The 19,616-nt window shown below is 67.7% G+C and carries 19 protein-coding genes; 5 read left to right on the top strand and 14 right to left on the bottom strand.

From position 1 onward, the window contains the following. Positions 1-67: 67 nt before the first annotated feature. From ACNQFN_RS12235 to ACNQFN_RS12260, 6 genes are all read right to left on the bottom strand, one after another. Positions 68-1,543: a Y-family DNA polymerase gene (locus tag ACNQFN_RS12235; protein ID WP_418646628.1), complete on the bottom strand. Its 1,476-nt coding sequence runs from the start codon at positions 1,541-1,543 to the stop codon at positions 68-70. 6 nt (positions 1,544-1,549) lie between these two features. Next, a complete protein-coding gene (gene imuA / locus ACNQFN_RS12240; protein ID WP_418646629.1) occupies positions 1,550-2,224 on the bottom strand; it encodes a translesion DNA synthesis-associated protein ImuA in 675 nt (224 codons plus the stop codon). A 56-nt stretch (positions 2,225-2,280) separates the two neighbouring features. Further along, positions 2,281-2,889, bottom strand: coding sequence for a transcriptional repressor LexA (gene lexA / locus ACNQFN_RS12245; RefSeq protein WP_418646630.1), 609 nt, complete (start codon positions 2,887-2,889; stop codon positions 2,281-2,283). A 70-nt stretch (positions 2,890-2,959) separates the two neighbouring features. Further along, positions 2,960-4,003 carry a zinc-dependent alcohol dehydrogenase family protein gene (locus tag ACNQFN_RS12250; protein WP_418646631.1) on the bottom strand — a complete coding sequence of 348 codons (1,044 nt, stop codon included), beginning with the start codon at positions 4,001-4,003 and terminating at the stop codon, positions 2,960-2,962. A 167-nt stretch (positions 4,004-4,170) separates the two neighbouring features. Continuing rightward, entirely contained in the window at positions 4,171-4,482 is a 312-nt protein-coding gene (locus tag ACNQFN_RS12255) for an AzlD family protein (RefSeq protein ID WP_418646632.1), read from the bottom strand. Further along, complete coding sequence (locus ACNQFN_RS12260; protein ID WP_418646633.1) at positions 4,479-5,189, bottom strand: AzlC family ABC transporter permease; 711 nt, start codon at positions 5,187-5,189, stop codon at positions 4,479-4,481. The genes ACNQFN_RS12255 and ACNQFN_RS12260 overlap by 4 nt, the downstream gene beginning before the upstream one ends. A gap of 174 nt (positions 5,190-5,363) precedes the next feature. Between ACNQFN_RS12260 and ACNQFN_RS12265 the strand changes: the two genes are divergently transcribed. After that, a complete protein-coding gene (locus ACNQFN_RS12265) occupies positions 5,364-6,233 on the top strand; it encodes a LysR family transcriptional regulator (protein WP_068635084.1) in 870 nt (289 codons plus the stop codon). A gap of 143 nt (positions 6,234-6,376) precedes the next feature. On the opposite strand, the gene metE is transcribed toward ACNQFN_RS12265, so the two are convergent. After that, complete coding sequence (gene metE, locus ACNQFN_RS12270) at positions 6,377-8,668, bottom strand: 5-methyltetrahydropteroyltriglutamate--homocysteine S-methyltransferase (protein ID WP_418646634.1); 2,292 nt, start codon at positions 8,666-8,668, stop codon at positions 6,377-6,379. Between the two features lie 104 nt (positions 8,669-8,772). On the opposite strand from metE, the gene ACNQFN_RS12275 reads away from it, so the two are divergent. The 4 genes from ACNQFN_RS12275 (at position 8,773) to ACNQFN_RS12290 (ending at position 10,981) form a co-directional block, all read left to right on the top strand. Beyond that, positions 8,773-9,675 (top strand): LysR family transcriptional regulator, encoded by a 903-nt coding sequence (locus ACNQFN_RS12275; protein WP_418646635.1) that lies wholly within the window; start codon positions 8,773-8,775, stop codon positions 9,673-9,675. 201 nt (positions 9,676-9,876) lie between these two features. Beyond that, positions 9,877-10,110 (top strand): hypothetical protein, encoded by a 234-nt coding sequence (locus ACNQFN_RS12280; RefSeq protein ID WP_418646636.1) that lies wholly within the window; start codon positions 9,877-9,879, stop codon positions 10,108-10,110. 323 nt (positions 10,111-10,433) lie between these two features. Continuing rightward, entirely contained in the window at positions 10,434-10,691 is a 258-nt protein-coding gene (locus ACNQFN_RS12285) for a type II toxin-antitoxin system ParD family antitoxin (RefSeq protein WP_068635081.1), read from the top strand. Continuing rightward, complete coding sequence (locus ACNQFN_RS12290) at positions 10,688-10,981, top strand: type II toxin-antitoxin system RelE/ParE family toxin (RefSeq protein WP_068635080.1); 294 nt, start codon at positions 10,688-10,690, stop codon at positions 10,979-10,981. Before ACNQFN_RS12285 ends, ACNQFN_RS12290 begins: the two co-directional genes overlap by 4 nt. Positions 10,982-11,281: 300 nt before the next feature. On the opposite strand, the gene ACNQFN_RS12295 is transcribed toward ACNQFN_RS12290, so the two are convergent. From ACNQFN_RS12295 to ACNQFN_RS12325, 7 genes are all read right to left on the bottom strand, one after another. Continuing rightward, positions 11,282-13,774 carry a TonB-dependent siderophore receptor gene (locus tag ACNQFN_RS12295; protein WP_418646637.1) on the bottom strand — a complete coding sequence of 831 codons (2,493 nt, stop codon included), beginning with the start codon at positions 13,772-13,774 and terminating at the stop codon, positions 11,282-11,284. 53 nt (positions 13,775-13,827) lie between these two features. Next, positions 13,828-14,808, bottom strand: coding sequence for a FecR domain-containing protein (locus ACNQFN_RS12300; RefSeq protein WP_418646638.1), 981 nt, complete (start codon positions 14,806-14,808; stop codon positions 13,828-13,830). Position 14,809: 1 nt separating this feature from the next. Beyond that, positions 14,810-15,316, bottom strand: coding sequence for a sigma-70 family RNA polymerase sigma factor (locus tag ACNQFN_RS12305; RefSeq protein ID WP_418646639.1), 507 nt, complete (start codon positions 15,314-15,316; stop codon positions 14,810-14,812). Positions 15,317-15,493: 177 nt separating this feature from the next. Continuing rightward, entirely contained in the window at positions 15,494-16,402 is a 909-nt protein-coding gene (gene mmsB / locus ACNQFN_RS12310; RefSeq protein ID WP_068635076.1) for a 3-hydroxyisobutyrate dehydrogenase, read from the bottom strand. A gap of 103 nt (positions 16,403-16,505) precedes the next feature. After that, positions 16,506-17,648, bottom strand: coding sequence for an enoyl-CoA hydratase/isomerase family protein (locus ACNQFN_RS12315; protein ID WP_418646640.1), 1,143 nt, complete (start codon positions 17,646-17,648; stop codon positions 16,506-16,508). A gap of 10 nt (positions 17,649-17,658) precedes the next feature. Continuing rightward, a complete protein-coding gene (locus ACNQFN_RS12320; RefSeq protein WP_418646641.1) occupies positions 17,659-18,447 on the bottom strand; it encodes an enoyl-CoA hydratase in 789 nt (262 codons plus the stop codon). After that, positions 18,444-19,604, bottom strand: coding sequence for an acyl-CoA dehydrogenase family protein (locus ACNQFN_RS12325; protein ID WP_418646642.1), 1,161 nt, complete (start codon positions 19,602-19,604; stop codon positions 18,444-18,446). Before ACNQFN_RS12325 ends, ACNQFN_RS12320 begins: the two co-directional genes overlap by 4 nt. Positions 19,605-19,616 lie beyond the last annotated feature (12 nt).

Consider the following 19,616-nt stretch of genomic DNA (forward strand, 5'->3'; position numbering starts at 1 on the left):
AGGCCGGGAAAAATGTGCCGGGGGAGTGTACTACGTTCGCAAGGCGCTTCCCGGCGCGGCGGCCGCGTCAGCCGAAGCAGCCGTGCAGGAACCAGCCGCCCGGCGAGGCGAGATCATGGAAAACCCAGCACAGGCTGCCGTCGGCACGGCGGGCGAGGTAGTAGTCGCGGCGGATGTCGCCTTCGTCCCACCAGCCGCTTTCGATGCGTTCGGCGTCGCCGATCAGCGCGTATTGCCGAAGGTCGATCGCTCGCGGCGCGGGGAGCAGCCACAGGGGGCGCAAGTTTCGGCTCGGAGAAGGCTTTGCCTGGCTGCTTCGGGACCGCTCCCCGCAGACTTGCCAGGCGGCTTCCGGGCGGTGGTCGGCGAGTGGCGCGAGGCGGCGCACGGCGCCGTCGCCGAGCCGTGCGCGCAGGCGGTCGAGCAACTGCAGCGCTTCGTTCCGGGCCTGGCCGGGAGAGCCGAACAGGTCGGTGGCATGCGCACCGCGGTCGAGCGGGTGCTCGGCTTCCAGGCGCAGGATGCAGATCTCGGCAGGCAGCACCTGCATGCCCAGGCGTTCGCGCGTGATCAGGGCGAGATGATCCGCGTCGTCCGAAGGATGGCCAAGCACGATGTCCAGCGGCGTTTCCCCGCTGCCTTCATGGACCAGCGACAGGCGGCAATGGTCGATGCCCGCATGCCTGGCCTGCAGCCAGGCCGACAGGCTGGCGAACAATCGGCGGGCGGCGAACAGCAGGGTTTCGCTGTGATGGGTCGGCGCCGGCAGCGCCAGTTCGTGCGAGAAGCGCGCGGGCGGCTCGAACCAGGGGCGAGGGTCGGGCTGTTCGCCGCGGGCGCGGGCGATCAGCAGGCCGACGGCCTGGGCCTGGCGACGGGCCAGGCCTGCTGCGGGCAATGCACGTACCACGCCGATGCTGCGGGCGCCGAGGCCGTCGAGCAGCTCGAGCGTGCTGGCGGAACAGGCCGTGGTGGCATGAGCGAGCATTTGAGGGAGAGCAGGGGCGCCGTCCGTGCCGCTGCCGAGGACGGACAGCGGCAGGCCGTCCAGCGCCTCGCGCCAGTCGATGCCGGCCGCGGGGTCCTGTCCGCAGGCGGCGAACCAGCAGGCGGCCAGCGGCGTGGGGGCGCAGGCGAGGCGGGCTTCGATGCCGAGCTGCAGCAGGCCTTCGCGAGCCTGCTGGCGGATCGCGTCCATACCGCCGAACAGGCGCAGGCTGGCACCGATCTCGAGCAGCACGGCGTCGGGCGGAGCAAGGCTGATACGCGGCGTGAAGCGCCCGGCCCAGCAGGCGATTTCGGCCAGCAGGGCGGCTTCGCGCGCGGTCTGGCGAGCTTGCAGCTGCAGCGCCGGCGCCATGGCCCGTGCGGCCGACAAGGCCTGGCCGGCAAAGACGCCCTGGGCGCGGGCGGCGCCGTTGGCGGCGAGGATGCGGTTACGGCGGCCGCTGTCGATCACGCCGAGCGGCGTGTCCTCGTCGGCCAGGCCGCGGGTGAAGACCTGCAGCGGCAGCTCCGGCAGCTTGATCGCGAGCCACGGCATGCTTGTTCAGCCGACGAGGGCGAGGCGCCGTGCCGTGCCGGCGCAGGCGTCGTTCGTCGCGGCGGTGTCGTCGCGCCAGCTCAGCAGCACAGGGCGCGCTGCAGGCGGGCCGCGCCGTTTCAGGATGTCGATGCGCAGCCCCCCGGTCGTGGGCGCCAGGGCCAGGCGCAACGGCGCGGGCGAGGCGTGGCGGGCCATGTCGCGCGTGCGGAACAGGAACAGCGGCGTGGCGCTTTCTTCGGCAGCCAGTTGCAGGCGGCGCAGCGCTGCGGTGTCGGGCCGCGCAAGCCAGGCCAGCACCAGGGCGCAGGCGCCGCTGGCCGTCGCCTGGCGGGCGGCCCACAAGGCTTCTGCCGCGCTGGCAGGCTGGATCAGCAGCAGGCGCTGCAGCGGCACGCCGGCAGCGGCCAGCGCCGGTGCGTAGGGCAGCAAGGGCGGCGCGATGCAGGCGATCCAGCGTTCGGCGCCGGCCTTGCGCATCAGCGGCAGCAGCAGGGACAGTTCGCCCACGCCGGGGTGTTCGGCCAGCAGTTCGATCAGTGCGCCGGCCGGCCAGCCGCCGCCGGGCAACTCCGCATCGAGCACAGGGAAGCCGGTGGGCAGGATGCCGCCGGGCGGCCGCGCCAGATGCGAGCCCTGCCAGACGAGGCCGGCGGGCAGGTTCTCGAGCAACTGGGCCACGGCGTGCTCCGCGTGATTCGTCGATGCGCGGCAGGCGCGGACAGGACGGGGAAAACTCAGTGATCCTGGCGGATCAGGCCGACCATGACGCCTTCGATGGCCAGCGGATCGCGCCGGGTGTCGACGACGATGGGTTCAAAGTCGGGGTTGGCGGGCAGCAGCTCGACCAGCGGCCCCTCGCGCTGCAGCGTCTTGACGGTGACTTCGTCTTCCAGCCGGGCGACGACGATCTGGCCGTTGCGCGCCTCGGGGCTGCGATGCACGGCGATCAGGTCGCCGTCGAGGATGCCGGCGTCGCGCATGCTCATGCCGCGCACGCGCAGCAGGTAGTCGGCGCGCGGCGAGAACAATGCGGGGTCGAGCTGGAGCCGGGTTTCGACGTGCTCCGCCGCCAGGATCGGGCTGCCGGCGGCAACGCGGCCGACCAGCGGCAGGCCCAGCGCTTCGGCCAGGCGGATGCCGCGCGCGCGGCCTTCTTCCAGCAGGATGGCGCCCTTGGCGGCGAGCGCGCGCAGATGGGTTTCGGCCGCATTGGGCGAGCGGAAGCCGAAGGCGGTGCAGACTTCGGCGCGGGTGGGAGGGCGGCCTTCGCCTTCGACGGTGGCGCGGATGAAATCGAGAATTTCCTGCTGGCGGGCGGTGAGGTTTTCGCTGCGGGCGTTCATTACAGCCTCCTTGTGGATGGCTGTAATTTTAAACAGTTGATGGAGAACGGCAAGCCTGGCCGGAGCGGCTTCAGGGAATCAGCACCGCCGCGCCCTGCAGCGCGCCGCGGCGCAGCCGCTCGAGGGCGTCGTTGGCGTCGGCCAGCGCGAAGCGTGTCACTTCGGTGCGCACCGGCACACGGGCGGCGAGGGCGAGGAATTCGTCGCCGTCGCGCCGGGTCAGGTTGGCGACCGACATGATGCGGCGTTCGCCCCACAGGATGTCGTAGGGAAAGGAGGGGATGTCGCTCATGTGGATGCCCGCGCAGACCACGCTGCCGCCCTTGCCCAGTGCCCGCAGCGCGGCCGGCACCAGTTCGCCCGCCGGGGCGAAGATGAGCGCGGCGTCCAGCGGCTGCGGCGGCAACTCGTCCGACGCGCCGGCCCAGCAGGCGCCGAGCGTCCGCGCAAAGTCGCGGCTGGCTGCGTCGTCGCGGCGGGTGAAGGCATGGACTTCGCGCCCCTGCCAGACGGCGACCTGGCAGATGATGTGTGCGGCCGCGCCGAAGCCGTAGATGCCCAGCCGCCGCGCGTCGCCGGCCATCGCCAGCGCCCGGTAGCCGATCAGGCCGGCGCACAGCAGCGGCGCGGCCGCGGCGGCATCGATCGTATCGTCGAGCGCAAAGCAGTAGCGCGCGTCGGCCAGGGTGAATTGCGCATAGCCGCCGTGGATCTGATAGCCGGTGAAGCGGGCTTCGTCGCACAGGTTCTCGCGCTGGCTGCCGCAGTAGCTGCAGTGGCCGCAGGTCCAGCCCAGCCAGGGCACGCCCATGCGCTGGCCGAGGCGGATGCCCTGCACGCCGCTGCCGATGGCGGCCACGCGGCCGACGATCTCGTGGCCGGGAATCATCGGCAGTACGGGGTCGGGCAGTTCGCCGTCGATCAGGTGCAGATCGGTGCGGCAGACGCCGCAGGCTTCGACTTCGAGCAGAACCTGGCCGGCCTGCGGCACGGGGCGCGGCAGTTCGACGGCCTTCAAGGGCTCGAAAGGACGTTCGAGCACCATCGCGCGCATGCGTTCCGGCAGGTTCGGGAGCATCTGCCCGGGCCGGGAGTCATGGTTCGTGGAGGACATCGTGTGTCTCCTTGGAATGCAGGTGTAGCGCGTTTCCGAGTCTTGCCCGATGCGGACAAGGAGATTTTCGGCCTCGCTTTCCTGCCGGGCAAGCATTCCAGGCGACGGAAAGGATCGGCAAGGGCGCTGCGGCAAGTTCGAACAGCGCGATCGCCGTCGCGGTGCTCCTACAAAAGCTGCCTGGACAAGGCCGCCGTGGCGATGCCGGCAGCAATCGCGGGCAGGGGCTTCTTCAGCAGCAACATCGTGGCGGCGGTGGCCAGCAGCGCCAGCCGCGCGCCACCGTCGCCATTCACCGCCAGTGGTGCCAGAAGCGCCACCAGTACCGAGCCGGACATGGCGCCGATGAACTGTTGGACCCTGCGGCCGATGGGGACGAAGGACATGACGAAAATCCCGCCCCAGCGGGTGGCCAGCGTCACCCCCGCCATGACCAGAATGATGATCAGCGTGCCGATGGCCGACGTTTCGATGCTCACGGCTTTTTCTCCATCCAGACTGCGCCCAGCACGCCGCCCGCCAATGCGCCCACGACGACATGGCTGTTTTCCGGCAGATACCAGTAGGCCAGCAGGGACGAGCAGGCCGCCGCCGTCCATATCGCGAACATGCGCAGGTTCTTCGGCCCGCTGATCGCCATCGCCAGCATGAAACAGCCCATCACCATGTCCAGCCCCAGGCTCACCGGGTCATGAATGGCATTGCCGAAATGGAGGCCCAGCCAGGAGCCCAGTATCCAGGCCAGCCAGAGGGCAATGCCGCCGCCCAGCAACAGCCCCATGCCCGATTCGCCACGGCCGAATGCTTGTATGGACATGGCCCAACTGGCGTCGGTGACGACGAGCATCACGCCGTAGCGCCTTGCGGGCGGCAGATGGCGAAGCCACGGATAAAGCGTGGCCCCCATCAGCAGGTGGCGGGCGTTGACGGCGAAGACAGTGATGGCCAGCGGGATCAACGGCACTTGCGCGCCCCACAAGTCCAGCGCGGCGAACTGCGAAGCGCCGGCAAAGACCAGCGTGCTCATGATGACGATCGAAGCGCCATCCAGTCCCGACTGCGTGGCTGCAAGCCCGAATGCCAGGCCAAAGATGACGACGAAAAGGGAAATGGGCAGCAACTGCTTGAAGCCAAGCCATACCTCGTGGCGATCAAGCGCGTATGCCGTTGCAGCCTTGCTTGTCAAAGTCCGGTCTCCTTCACCTGTAGCTGTCGCCGTTCCGAGCGAAAACATCGATTGCGTGCGATGGCCGGCGTGGCCGGAAGGGCATGCAGGCCGGAAGGATGCGCCAGACAGTAAATGACGAAAAGCGCATAATTCTGCTACCTACCATCCGTAAATCGAATACATGAAGGCGCCATGAATTACCCGGATCTGCAGGTCGATTGGCTCAAGTGCTTCGTCGCGGTGGTGGATGCCGGTTCGTTGTCCGGCGCCGCGCCGGAACTGCATCGCTCGCAGTCGGCGGCGAGCATGCAGCTCAAGAAGCTGGAGGCCGCGGTGGGGCGGCAACTGCTGGTGCGCGGCCCGCGGCAGCACCAGCTGACGCCCGACGGGCAAGTCCTGCTGGGTTACGCACGGCGTATCCTCGATCTGCACGCGGAGGCGCAGGCGGCCTTTCATGGCGAGGAGCTGGCAGGCCGTGTTCGACTCGGGGTTCCGGACGATTACGCCGCCACCTACCTGACGCCTGTCCTCAAGCGCTTTGCGCCCAGGCACGGCAACGTGGAAATCGAGCTGGATTGCGAGCAGTCGACATCCCTGATTCCCCGCGTCGAAAGGGGCGACCTGGATCTGGCGCTGATTTCGCGGGACCATGCCCGGCGCGGCACCTTGCTGTTTCACGAACCGATGGTGTGGGTGGGAGCGCCCCAGTTCGATGCGTGGCGGCGTGATCCGCTGCCCATCGCGGTCTATGAGAACACCAGCCTTGCAAGGCGCAGCGCCATCAATTCATTGGGTTTGCAGGGGCGCCGCTACAGGGTGGTCTACAACAGCTCGAGCCTGGCCGGGCAGATCGCCGCCGTCGAGAGCGGACTGGCCGTCGCCGTGCTGACCCGCTGCAGCGCACCGCCCCATCTGGAAATCCTGGGCAGTGCGCATGGGCTGGGGCCACTGGAGCCGATGGAAGTGTCGGTGTACCGGAGCAGGGCTTCGCGCGGCTCGAAGGCCGTGGATAGCCTTCATGAGCTTCTGATCAGGACGCTCAGGATTTCCGAATCAGCCTGAGCTCTTGTCGGTCCATGGACATGTGGCCCGTGTCGCCGACGCTGAAAGAACAGAACCCAGCAGCCCCCTGGTGGCATGGCGACAGGGGGCTGCTGAGCTGGGGCAGGGCCTCGACCCTGCCATGCCGGGCAGAAAGTGCCTGCTCAGGCGGCGGTGCGCAAGGTCTTCGCTGCCTCCACCATGTTGGCCAGCGCCGGGATGACTTCACCCCACTGGCGGGTCTTCAGGCCGCAGTCGGGATTGACCCACAGGCGCTCGGCGGGGATGCGCTCGGCCGCCTTCTTCATCAGGTCGACGATGTGCGCGGTGCTCGGGATGTTCGGCGAATGGATGTCGTACACGCCGGGCCCGATCTCGTTGGGGTACTTGAAGTCGTCGAAGGCGTCGAGCAGCTCCATGTCCGAGCGCGAGGTCTCTATGGTGATCACGTCGGCGTCCATGCCGGCGATGGCCTCGATGATGTCGTTGAACTCCGAATAGCACATGTGGGTGTGGATCTGCGTTTCGTCGCGCACGCCGTTGGCGGCGATGCGGAAGCACTCGATCGCCCAGTCGAGGTATTCCTTCCACTGCGCGCGGCGCAGCGGCAGGCCTTCGCGCAGCGCGGCCTCGTCGATCTGGATCACGCGCACGCCGGCCTTTTCCAGGTCCAGCACTTCCTCGCGGATCGCCAGCGCAAGCTGCTTGCACGATTCCGAACGCGGCTGGTCGTCGCGCACGAAGGACCAGTTGAGGATGGTCACCGGGCCGGTCAGCATGCCCTTCATCGGCTTGCCGGTAAGCGACTGCGCGTAGGTGATCCACTCCACCGTCATCGGCCGCGGGCGGCTGATGTCGCCGAACAGGATGGGCGGCTTGACGCAGCGCGAGCCGTAGGACTGCACCCAGCCGAACTGGCTGAAGGCGTAGCCGTCGAGCTGCTCGCCGAAGTATTCCACCATGTCGTTGCGCTCGGCCTCGCCGTGCACCAGCACGTCCAGCCCCAGCTTTTCCTGTTCGCGCACGCTGCGCTCGATTTCCGCCTGCATGGCCTGGCGGTAGGCCGTGGCGCCGATGCGTCCGGCCTTGTAGTCGGCGCGTGCCTGGCGGATTTCCGCGGTCTGCGGGAAGGAGCCGATGGTGGTGGTGGGAAACTTCGGCAGCTTGAGCAGCGCGGCCTGCTTGGGCGTGCGCCGCGCGTAGCTGCTTTCGCGCATGCCCAGGTGGGGAACGATGCAGGCCACCGCGCTGCGCACCTTGGGGTTGTGCACCCGGGGCGATGCGCGGCGGGCGTCCAGGTCGGCCTTGTTGGCCGCCAGTTCGCCGGCTACCGCCGCGCGGCCTTCGCGCAGCGCGGTGGCGAGCACCTTCAACTCGTCGAGCTTCTGCAGCGCGAAGGCGAGCCAGGACTTCAGCTCGGGGTCCAGCTTCTGTTCGCTGGCGAGATCCACCGGCACGTGCAGCAGCGAGCACGAGGGCGCGAGCCACAGGCGTTCGCCAAGGCGCTCGGCGATGGGTTCCAGCCAGTCGAGCACGGCAGTCAGGTCGGTCTTCCAGATGTTGCGGCCGTTGATCACGCCGAGCGACAGCACCTTGTGCGAGGGCAGCAGGCCGATCAGCGGCAGCACGTCGTCGCGCCCGTTGATCGCATCCACATGCAGCCCGGCCACCGGCAGGTTGGCGGCGAGGTACAGGTTCTCCGCCAACTGGCCGAAATAGGTCGCCAGCAGCAGCTTGACGCGGCAGCTCTTCAACTGGTGGTAGGCGGTGGTGAAGGCATGCTGCCAGTCAGCGTCCAGCTCGGTGACCAGGATGGGCTCGTCGATCTGCACCCATTCGATGCCCTGCGCGGCCAGCGTCTCCAGCAGCTCGGCATACACCGGCAGCAGGCGCGGCAGCAGCGCGAGGCGGTCGGAGTCGTCCTTGGCCTTGCCGATGGCGAGATAGGTGACGGGGCCGACGATCACCGGCTTGGTGCGCACGCCCTGCGCCCTGGCTTCGGCGAGTTGCTCCAGCAGGCGCGAGGCGTCCAGGCGGAACTCGGTGGCGGCGGTGAATTCCGGGACGATGTAGTGGTAGTTGGTGTCGAACCACTTGGTCATCTCGCCGGCGGCCACGCCGCCGCAGCAATCGGCATGTTCTTCCGCCGACTGGGCAGAGCGGCCTCGGGCAACGCGGAAGTAGTTGTCCAGCACGTCGCCGTGGAAGCCCTGCACGCGCTCGGGCAGGTTGCCGAGCATGAAGCTGGTGTCGAGGATCTGGTCGTAGAACGAGAAATCGCCTACCGGCACCAGGTCGAGGCCGGCCTGGTCGTTCCAGTGGCGCTGGCGCAGGCTGGCGCCGGTCGCCTTCAGTTCGTCGCGGGACGATTCGCCCTTCCAGTAGGATTCGAGGGCGAATTTCAGTTCGCGTTTTGCGCCGATGCGCGGAAAGCCGAGGTTGTGTGTGAGTGCCATGGGAGTGCGGATACGGGTTGGTAGTGGCCCAATCCTATGACGCCTCGTTCATGAATAAAAATGGTATTGTTTCATTAATCGATTAATGTTGTTCACGCAATGACATGCCCATCCTGGAACGCACCCATCTGGAAATCGTCTGCGCCGTCGATCAGTACGGCTCGCTGACCGCCGCCGCCGAGAAGCTGCACGTCACCCAGTCGGCGCTGAGCCACACCGTGCGCAAGCTGGAAGATCAACTCGGCACCGCGATCTGGCACCGCGAAGGGCGCAGCTTGCGGCCTACGCAGGCCGGCGAGTACCTGCTGGCGGTGGCCCAGCGCCTGCTGCCGCAGCTCGTGCTGGCGGAAGAGCGTCTGCGCCAGTTCGCTCAGGGTGAGCGTGGCGCGCTGCGCATCGGCATGGAATGCCATCCCTGCTACCAGTGGCTGCTGAAGATCGTCTCGCCCTACCTGGCCGCGTGGCCGGCGGTGGACGTGGATGTGAAGCAGAAATTCCAGTTCGGCGGCATCGGTGCGCTGTTCGGCTACGAGATCGACCTGCTGGTCACGCCGGACCCGCTGCACAAGAACGGGCTGGTCTTCGAGCCGGTGTTCGACTACGAACAGGTGCTGGTGGTCGGCTGCGCGCATGCGCTGGCCAGTGCCAGCCATGTGGACCCCGAACAGCTCTCGGATGAAACGCTGATCACCTATCCGGTGAGCCTGGACCGGCTGGACATCTACACCCGCTTCCTCACCCCGGCGGGCATCTCGCCGAAGCGGCACAAGCCCATCGAGACCACCGACATCATGCTGCAGATGGTCGCCAGCGGCCGCGGCGTGGCCGCGCTGCCGCGCTGGCTGGTGGAAGAAAATGCGGAACGCTTCGGCGTGGTTCCGGTGAAGCTGGGGCCGCAGGGCGTGGACAAGCAGATCTTCCTCGGCTACCGCGAGGCGGACGGCGACATCGATTACCTGCGCGCCTTCATCGAGATGGCGCGGGCGCACCGCGATATCCATGCATGATTGGCAGCGCTCCTGTTTTGTCGGAATTCAAGCAATTGATAGGCATAAATATTATTAACGATTACATTACTGAGTAAATTTACTCAGTAATGTAATCGTGGCCTCTTCCTACCAACGCTCGGAATCGGCAACGCTGCACGAGCGGCTGCGCGAAACGCCGCGCTTTCTGATCATCGTCGCCACCCTGATCTGTGGCGCGCGGTGCATGAGCAACTCATCGGACGCTACATCCGCGATCCTGGCACAGGCGGTTGCGGCATCTACCTGGTGTTCTGGTTCGGTGGCGAGAACATGCCGCTGCCACAGACAGGCAAGAAACCGCGCAGCGCAACCGAACTTGAACAGCGCTTGCGGTCGATTCTGACCAAGGAAGAGGCAGCACATGTCGCCGTTATCGTGATCGATTGTGCGTTGCCGGTGAGCGCCAAAGGATGAACAGATCAAACGCGCCATCACCGCCGACACCGCGCTGCGGCTGGCTGCCTGTTTCGACACGGATGCGCGAAGCTGGCTCAATCTTCAGGGTGACTTCGATACGGCCAAGGCAAGGGATGCGCTGACCGAGGTGCTGGCGCGCATCGAGCGCTTCGAGCCGATCCACACCGTGCGCACATGAATCGTTGCGCCTTGCCTGCATAGCCGACACGGCCCCCTATACTCACTGCACGCACCCACAAGCTGCTTTACTTACAGGCAGGAAATACCAATGAATACGATTGGGTGGTAATATGAGATTCCATCCCACCCGGAGACACGCCATGACCAAGAACACCTCCATCTCGCTGGGAGAGCACTTTGGCAGCTTCATTGAGCAGCAGCTTGCCCATGGCCGGTACGGCTCGGCCAGCGAAGTCGTGCGTGCTGGGCTGCGCCTGCTCGAAGAGCAGGAAATGCGTCTGAGTGCCCTGCGCCACGCGCTCGAAGAAGGCGAGCGCAGCGGCCCGGCGACCGGCTTCGACTTCGACGAATTCATCCAGGCCAAACGCGCCCAGGCCGGGCGGAAAGCCTCTGCATGAGCGGCTATCGGCTTTCCCGCAAGGCGGTGGCTGACCTCTCCGGCATCTGGGACTACACCGCCGAGCATTGGGGCGTCGAGCAGGCCGAGCGCTACATCGGCAACATCCGCGACGCTTGCAAAGCGCTGGCCAGCCGCCGACAACGCGGCCAGGACGCCAGCCACATCCGCCACGGCTACCGCAAGCAGCTCACGGGCGCACATGTACTGTTCTTTCGCACGCTGGACGATGGCTGCATCGACGTCGTGCGCATCCTGCACCAGCGCATGGATGCAGGCCAACACTTGTGAACGGGCCAGGCAAACCATTCACACCTGCTCCACTGCACCGGCGAAGCTGCCCCCGCCATTTGTCGAACACCTTGTCCACGTTGAAGCGAATGGTGGCCGGATTGCCGCTCCATGGGCTGCGAGCACGTCGTGCGGGCCATTGCCGCGCTGGAGGCTGCGGGTTTGCCGGTGCAGGGCCGGTTCCACATCCTGGATCACTGGCGCTGACGATTTCAGTGGATCGACGGCATGCGGCTGGAAAACCGGCGTGTGGATGTCGGCGGTTCGACGCCGCCGACACTGTCTGCCGGATATCACGAATCAGAAATCCACCGAAGCCGATAGCCGGAAGACGCGCGGCGCGCCAAGGGTGGCGTAGCCGCTATAAAAACCGCTTTGCCAGTAATTGCGGTTAAACACGTTGGCCACGTTGGCGCGGAACACGACCGGCTTGCCGCTCAGTTGGGTGGAATAACGCGCACCCAGGTCCAGCCGCGTCCATGAGGGCAGTTTCAACGTGTTGGCGTTGTCCACGTATTGTCGGCCGGTGTGGATCACCCGGCTGCTCAGCGCCAAACCTGGCAAGCTGGGCACGTCCCAGTCGACGCCCAGATTGGCGGCCCAGGGCGACGAGCCAGGCGCCTGATTGCCGTCTTGCAATCCATCCTGCGTCTTGCTCAGCCGGCCCTGCATGTAGGTCACCCCGCCCAGCACGCGCAGGCCGCGTGTCAGTTCGCCGAAGATCGTCCATTCGATACCCCTGTTGCGCTGCTCGCCGTTCATGCGCAGCATGGGCAGTGGCGACGTGCTGTTGTCGGTCAGCGTGCTGGGCTTTTCGATCTGGAACACGCTGATCGTGTTGGTGAATCGGCCGGTTTGCAACTTGGTGCCCACCTCGATCTGTTTGGTCTTATAGGGCGGGAAGACCTGACCAGCGTTCTGGTAGCCACTGCCGACCGTCGTGCCCTCCGACAGCCCTTGGATGTAATTCGCATAGAGTGATAAACCGTCGGTCGGCTTGACCACCAGCCCCGCCATGGGCGACCAGGCACTCGCGTCGTAGCTTGAGGTCACTGCACCGCTGTCATCGAAGCTGTCGGCCTTCACGTTCTGGCGCCGCACACCCAAAGTCAGCAATACGCGGTCGTCCATGAAGCCCATCGTGTCGGCCAGGGCAATGCCGCTGAGCGTGCTCTCCGAGGTTTTCAGCATAGGGGCTGGAGGAGCGGGCCAGGCAGGGATAGGCGTCGGCTCATAGATGTTGGTCGGCTGAATGGGAATGATTCCGAAAGCGTCGCTGCCGTCCCGGTTCAGATACGACGCGCTCAGGGCCAAGGCATGGCTGACCGCACCGGTCTTGAATCGGCCCCGCAGGCCCGTTTCGGCGCTGGTGGTTCGCATGTCCATAGGACGGATATGAGTGAGCAGGAGTCCATCGCCATTGGCTTGTACGTTTAGAACTGTTCCAGGCCAGATCCCCTCGACCTCGTAGCGCTGCACGCCCAGTTTGGCGAAGCCCGTCCAGCGGTCGTTGAAGTCATATTCACCGCCAAGGATCACTGCTTCCGTCGTTCTTTTTGTTTCAGGGGCGCCCGGCAGGATGTTCGTGCGGCCATCAGGTGCAGCGGGCATCGAACTCAGCCAACTTGCGCCGCTGCCCCAATTGCCAACAATGGCCCACAGAGGCGCACCACCATGCTGCTTCTCCTGCGAGCGAACGGCATCCAGCGACATGCGTAAACGCTCGCCCCGATAGTCCAGTGCCAGGGCACCAAGGTGGCCGCCTTTCTTCTGGCCATCGAGGTAGCCGTCACCGTTGTTGTAACTGCCGTTGAAGCGCAGGCCCCATTCGCCGACAGCGCCGAATCGCCGGCCCATGTCCACATGACCACGCCACAAAGCGTCCGACTCCACGCCCAGCGTCAGGCGTGTCAAGGGCTGATCATCTGCCCGCTTGGGAATGAGATTGACGGCGCCGCCTACCGCACCAAGAGGCGACATGCCGTAAAGCAGGGCGCTCGGTCCCTTGAGGACTTCCACCCTTTCAGCGAACTCCGCCGAAAGACCGCTAAAGCTCGGCGCCATCCCATAGAGCCCGTTGATCGCCAATTCGCTGGTGCTGACATCGAAACCGCGAATGGTGTAGTACGACATGGCCCCCCCCGATGGCGAGCTTTGTCGAACCGAGGGCTCGTTCAACAGTACATCCTGAACCGTGCTTGCCTGCTGATCTTCGATCAGTTGAGAGGTGTAGTTGGTGATGTTGAACGGCGCGTCCATCACGTCCACATTACCCAGCAGGCCCAGGCGCCCGCCACGTGCAACCTGGCCGCCCGCATAGGCTTCGGGCAGGTCGCCGGGGCGCGCAAGCTGCGCCGTCACCGCCACCGGCGCCAGCGTCACCTCGCCCTGCGCCGCTGGCAGCCTGTACAAGGTATAGCTGCCGTCGCCGCGTGCTTCCGCCGCCAGTCCCGTGCCTTGCAGCAGCCGGGCAAGGCCGCTGGCAAGGTCGTGGCTGCCCTGCAGGCCGGGACTGCGCAGGCCGGCGGTGAGGCCGGTGGAGAAGCCGAGCGTGATGCCGGCTTCGCGGCCGAAGTGGTTCAGGGCGGCTTCCAGCGGGCCGGCGGGGATGTCGTAGCTTCGCTGGACGGCGGCTTTGGCGGCACCGGCTGTTTCGGCGGCGAACGCCGGCGTGGCCAGTGCCGGCACCAGAGCGAGATGGGCGAGGGCCAGGGCCAGCAGGCTCGGGCGCGGCAGACGGCGATGGGACATGGTGTTTCCTCGGGTGGTGAAGGTGAAAAAACGTGGCTTCACCTGGTTTGTCCGACGAGGAAAAAAAGTAGACCACCCGCGGTGCGTTATTTTGCTCAGGTGGCGGGATGCACCGTGACCCAGTAGCGCGTGAGGGTGTCGATGCGCACCGGCAGGCTGGCGCGCAGGACGTCGAGGATGCGGTCGGTGTCGTCCAGCCGGTAGGTGCCGGAAACGCGCCAGTCGGCGATTTCCGGCGCGCAGGCGAGCCGGCCGTGGCGATGCCGGCCGACTTCGGCGAGGAAGTCGGCGAGCCGCATGTTGGCGGCGACCAGGATGTCTTCACGCCAGGCGACGGCGTTTTCGTCGGCGGCCTGCGGCGCTTCGTCGAGGCCCGGGGCGAAGCGCAGTTGTTCACCGGCCTGCAGGGTGACGCGCGGCGCCGTGTCGCCACTGTGCTGGACGGCGACGGCGCCTTCGAAGACGGCGAGGTGGCCGGCGTCCGGCAGGATGCGCACGGCAAAGCGGGTGCCGAGCGGGCGCAGCGCACCGTAGCGGGTGAGGACGACGAAGGGGCGTCTGGCCGGATCCTGCCCCGTGCGGATGAGGATTTCGCCGCGGTGCAGGCTCAGTTGCCGGGCCTGCTCGTCGAAGCGGACGTCCAGCGCGCTGTCGCTGTTGATCGCCAGTTCGCTGCCGTCGGCCAGTTCCAGTGTGCGGCGTTCGCCGATGCCGGTGCGCAGGTCGGCCAGCAGGCCGGTGTTGCGCCGGCCGTGGCCGCTGTGCAGCCACAGGCCGCCGCTGGCACCGGCGGTGAGCAGCGCGATGAGCAGTTCGCGGCGCCGACGGCGGGGGCCGCCGAGCAGCGCCTTGCGCACCGGCGGCGCGTTGTCGGCCACCGAGTGCAGGCGGGCGTTGACGCGCTGGATGTGTTCCCAGGCGCGGCGGTGGTCGGGGTGCTCGGCCAGCCAGCTTTCGAAAGCCCGGCGCGGCGCTTCGGCGTCGCCGGCCTCCTGCAGTTCGAACAGCCATTCCACGGCACGGCTGGCGATTGCCGGATCGAAGTCGGCCGGCGGCTGGGGCGTCGCAGAGGACATCTCAGCCGGCATCGAGGGCGAAGTAGCACAGGGTGCCGGCCCGGGTCAGGTAACGCTTGACGGTGGTCACCGAGACGCCGAGTTCCGCGGCGATCTGGGCCTGGTTGAGGCCGTCGAGCTGCGACAGCAGAAAGGCGCGGCGCACTTCGCCGGGCAGGGTGGACAGCAGGGCGTCGATCTCGATCAGCGTGGAGAGGACCACCTGGCGCTCCTCGGGCGAGGGGGCCAGTGCCTCGGGCCGCAGGGACAGGGCTTCGAGCCAGGCTTGTTCCAGGTACTCGCGCCGCCAGTGGTTGGACAGCAGACGCTGTGCGATGGTGGTCAGGAAGGCCCGTGGCTCCTGGATAGCGACCGGCTCTTCACGGGCAAGCAGGCGCAGGAAGGTGTCGTGCGCCAGATCGGCGGCGCGATGGGTGCAGCCGAGCCGGCGGCGCAGCCAGGTGTGCAGCCATTTGTGATGATCGGTGTACAGCTCGTCGACGTTGGGGGTGGCAGGGGCGGCAGGCACGGCATGCTCCGGGAAGCGGAAAGAAGTGCTGGCTACCGGGAACCTCCCCTTGGCTGGCTATCGAGAATCGTTCTTAGTTTCCGCCTGGAGCAGGCCGGCCGTCAATGTGGGCTGCCGGGTTCGGCACTCATCGAACTGGTGCGGGCGCCGCCGGGGCCGTGGGCGCCCGCCGGGGGGCTACTGCTTTCGCGCCTGCAGCAAGCCGATGATGCTGGAGAAGTCCAGCCCGCCGTTGCCGGCTCGGCTGTGTGCGGCGTACAGCGATTCGGCTAGCCCGCCCAGCGGCACCGGGCTGCGGCTGGCGATGGCCGCTTCCAGCGCAAGGCCGAGGTCCTTCAGCATCAGGTCGGTGCCGAAGCCGCCGCTGTAGCCGCGCGCGGCGGGTACGTTGTCCATCACGCCGGGCACCGGGTTGTACTTTTCCAGCACCCAGTTGCCGCCGGAGCTGACTTTCATGATGCCTGCGAGCACCGCCGGGTCCAGGCCGAGCGACTGGCCCAGCGACAGCGCTTCGCTGGTGCCGATCATCAGGATGCCGAGCAGCATGTTGTTGCACAGCTTGGCGGCCTGGCCGGCGCCCGCGCCGCCGGCATGGAAGACGTTCTGGCCCATGTGGCGCAGGATGGGTTCGGCGCGGGCGAGGTCTTCTGTTGCCCCGCCCACCATGAAGGTCAGCGTGCCGGCGGCGGCGCCCGCGGTGCCGCCGGAGACCGGCGCGTCGAGCACCGCGATGCCGGCCGCGTGGCCGGCCGCGGCCAGCTTCTGCGCGCTGGCCGGGGCGATGGTGCTGCAGTCGATCAGCAGCGTGCCGGCGGGCAGGGCGGCGAGCAGGCCGGGTTCGTTGCCGTTGCCGAGGAACAGCCCTTCGACATGGCGGCTGGCCGGCAGCATGCTGATGACGATGCCGGCCCCGTCCGCCGCCGCGCGGGCCGAGTCGGCGATGTGCGCGCCGTGCTCGGCGACGCGCGCGCGGGCGGCGGGGTCGAGGTCGAAGGCGCGTACCGCGAGGCCGGCCCTGGCGAGGTTGATGGCCATCGGGCCACCCATGTTGCCGAGGCCGATGAAGGCGATGTGCTTGTCGGTCATTGTGGTGTCTCCTCCTGGTTGCGAATGTGACGTGATGCCGTCCGGTCAGGATTGCTGAAGCCCCTCTCCCGCTGCGGGAGGGGGGCGGGGCCGGTGGTCTGCATCACCGGCCCAGATCAGCCAACGGATGCGGGCCGCTGTAGCGGGGCTTGAAATGGTCCTCGATGGCCGCGTCATCGACCGCCTCCAGCGTGGCGTACTGCCAGCGCGGCTTGCGGTCCTTGTCGATCAGCAGCGCGCGCACGCCTTCGGCGAAGTCGCGGTGGGCGGTGGCGGCGACCGATACGTGGTACTCGGTGCGGAACACCTCGGCCAGCGACATGTGGCGCGTCTTCTGCCACAGTGCCCACGACAGCCGTGCCGAACTGGGCGCGCCACGCGCGAAGGTCTTGCCGGCGGCGGCGAGCCAGGGGTCGGCATCCTCGGCCAGCGCGCTCAGGCGGGCAGCGATGTCGGCCAGGCCGTCGTGACCGATCAATGCCTCGATACGGTCGAAGTGGGCGCGCAGCGGCGAGGGCTGTACGGTGGCGGGCGACACGCTGGCACCCAACTGGTCGAGCAGGGCGCCCAGGCGGGCGTGATTGGCGGCGTTGCCGCCATCATCCGGTGCATCCCAGCGGGTGTCGGCGAGCAGCGCGGGCAGACGTTCGCGCTCGGCATCGGCGACGATGAAATCGGCCAGCCCGGCGAAGCGGGCGTCGGCGGCGTTGAGCGGCGCACCGGTCAGCGCCAGGAACAGGCCGGTACGCCCGGGCATGTGGCGCAGGAACCAGCTTCCGCCCACGTCCGGGTACAGGCCGATGGTGATCTCGGGCATCGCCATGCGGGTGGTGGGCGTGGCGACGCGGTGCGAGGAGCCGGCCATCAGGCCGATGCCGCCGCCCATGACGATGCCCTGACCCCAGCACAGCACCGGCTTGGGGTAGGTGTGGATGCGGTGGTCGAGGCGGTATTCGCGCTCGAAGAAGGCCTTGGCTTCCTCCGGTGCGTCGCCTTCGGGCGCGGCCTTGATCGCATGGTGGAGCGCGGTCACGTCGCCGCCGGCGCAGAAGGCCTTCTCGCCCGTGCCGTCGAGCAGCACGCCGACGATGGCGGGGTCGGCGGCCCAGGCGTCGAGCTGGGGCGCGAGGCGGTCGATCATGTCCAGCGACAGGGCGTTGAGGCTCTTCGGCGCGTTCAGCGTCGCATGGCCGAAGCGCCGGCCGCAGGCGGTGGGGAATTCGCGCAGGATCACGCAGTCGTCCATCGCTGCCTCCTCAGGCGTTGCGCCATTGCGGGGCGCGCTTTTCGAGGAAGGCGGTGACGCCTTCGCGCTGGTCGGCGGTGTCGAACAGCTTGACGAACTCCGCGCGCTCGTCGGGCAGCGCCTGGTTCGGCGGGGTGGTGCGGGCGGCCTGGATCAGGCGCTTGCAGGCGGCCACGCTGGTGGGGCTCTGCTTTTCGACCGTGCGCGCCAGTTCCAGCGCGCGCGCCAGTGCCTCGCCGCGGCCGGTGACTTCTTCCACCAGGCGGATGCGCAGCGCGGTGGCCGCGTCCAGGCGCTCGCCGCACAGGATCAGGCGCTTGGCCCAGCCTTCGCCGGCCAGCCAGGACAGCCACTGGGTGCCGCCCGCGCACGGCAGCAGGCCGACGGCGGCCTCGGGCAGCGCCAGCACCGCCTGTTCCTCGGCGATGCGCAGGTCGCAGGCCAGCGCGCATTCCAGCCCGCCGCCCATCGCATAGCCGTTGATCGCGGCGATCGACACGCCGCGGAAGGCCGACAGGGTCTCGAAGGCGAGGCCGAAGTAGTGCGCCATGCCCGCCGCCACTGCCTTGTCGCCGCTGGCGAAGAGCTTGAGATCGGCGCCGGCGGAAAAGAACTTGCCGCCCTGGCCGGTGACCACCAGGCTGTAGATCTCGCGGTCGTCGTTCAGCAGGCCGACCACCTCGACCAGGGCCGCGAGGCTTTCCTGCGTCCAGGTGTTGGCCGGCGGGTTGTCCAGCGTCAGGATGGCGGTGTGGCCCTGTTTCTCGAGTACCAGGCCGGGGTAGGTATGCGTGCTCATCGTGGGGTCTCCGTGGTGTGTTCTGCGAGCATGCGGCGGGCGATGATGACGCGCATGATCTCGTTGGTGCCTTCGAGGATCTGGTGCACCCGCGCGTCGCGCAGGTAGCGTTCCAGAGGGTATTCGCGGATGTAGCCGTAGCCGCCGTGGATCTGCAGCGCCTCGTTGCAGATGGCGAAGCCCAGGTCGGTGGCCAGGCGCTTGGCCATGGCGCAGTACATCGTGGCGTCGGCCGCGCCGGCATCGAGCCGGCTGGCGGCCAGGCGCACCATCTGGCGCGCGGCGACCAGTTCGGTGGCCATGTCGGCGAGCTTGAACTGCAGCGCCTGGAAGTCCGCCAGCGGGCGGCCGAACTGGCGGCGTTCGTGCAGGTAGGCGAGCGCCGCGTTCAATGCGCCCTGCGCGGCACCGACCGAGCAGGTGGCGATGTTGATGCGGCCGCCGTCCAGCCCCTTCATGGCGATGGCGAAGCCTTCGCCTTCATCGCCCAGCAACTGGCTTGCCGGCACGCGCACGCCGTCGAAGGCGATGCTGCGCGTGGGCTGGCTGTTCCAGCCCATCTTGTGCTCCTTCTTGCCATAGCTGATGCCGGGACTGTCGGCGGCGACGAGGAAGGCCGAGATGCCCTTGGGGCCGGCTTCGCCGGTGCGCGCCATGACCACCAGCGTACCGGTGGCGCCGGCGCCGGAGATGAAGGCCTTGGTGCCGTCGAGCACATAGTGCCCGCCCTCCCGCCGCGCGCGGGTGGCGAGCGAGGCCGCGTCCGAGCCGGCGCCGGGTTCGGTCAGGCAGTAGGAGGCCAGCACCTCGCCCGAGGTCAGGCGCGGCCCCCATTCGGCGGCCACCTCGGGGCGGGCGAAGCGTGTCACCATCCAGGTCGCCATGTTGTGGATGGTCAGGTAGGCGGTGGTCGATGGGCAGGCCGCAGCCAGTTCCTCGAACACGATGCTGGCATCCAGCCGCGGCAGGCCGAGGCCGCCGTATTCCTCCAGCGCGTACAGGCCGCAGAAGCCCAGTTCGCCGGCATGGCGCAGCGCCTCGACCGGGAAGATGCTTTCGGCGTCCCATCGCGCCGCGTGCGGCGCGAACTCGCGCTGGGCGAATTCGCGCGCGGTGTCGCGGAAGGCGCGCTGGTCTTCGGAGAGTTCGAAGTCCATGGAAATGCTCCG

It is taken from the genome of Thauera butanivorans (genome assembly GCF_048398245.1).
Classification (GTDB): domain Bacteria; phylum Pseudomonadota; class Gammaproteobacteria; order Burkholderiales; family Rhodocyclaceae; genus Thauera; species Thauera butanivorans.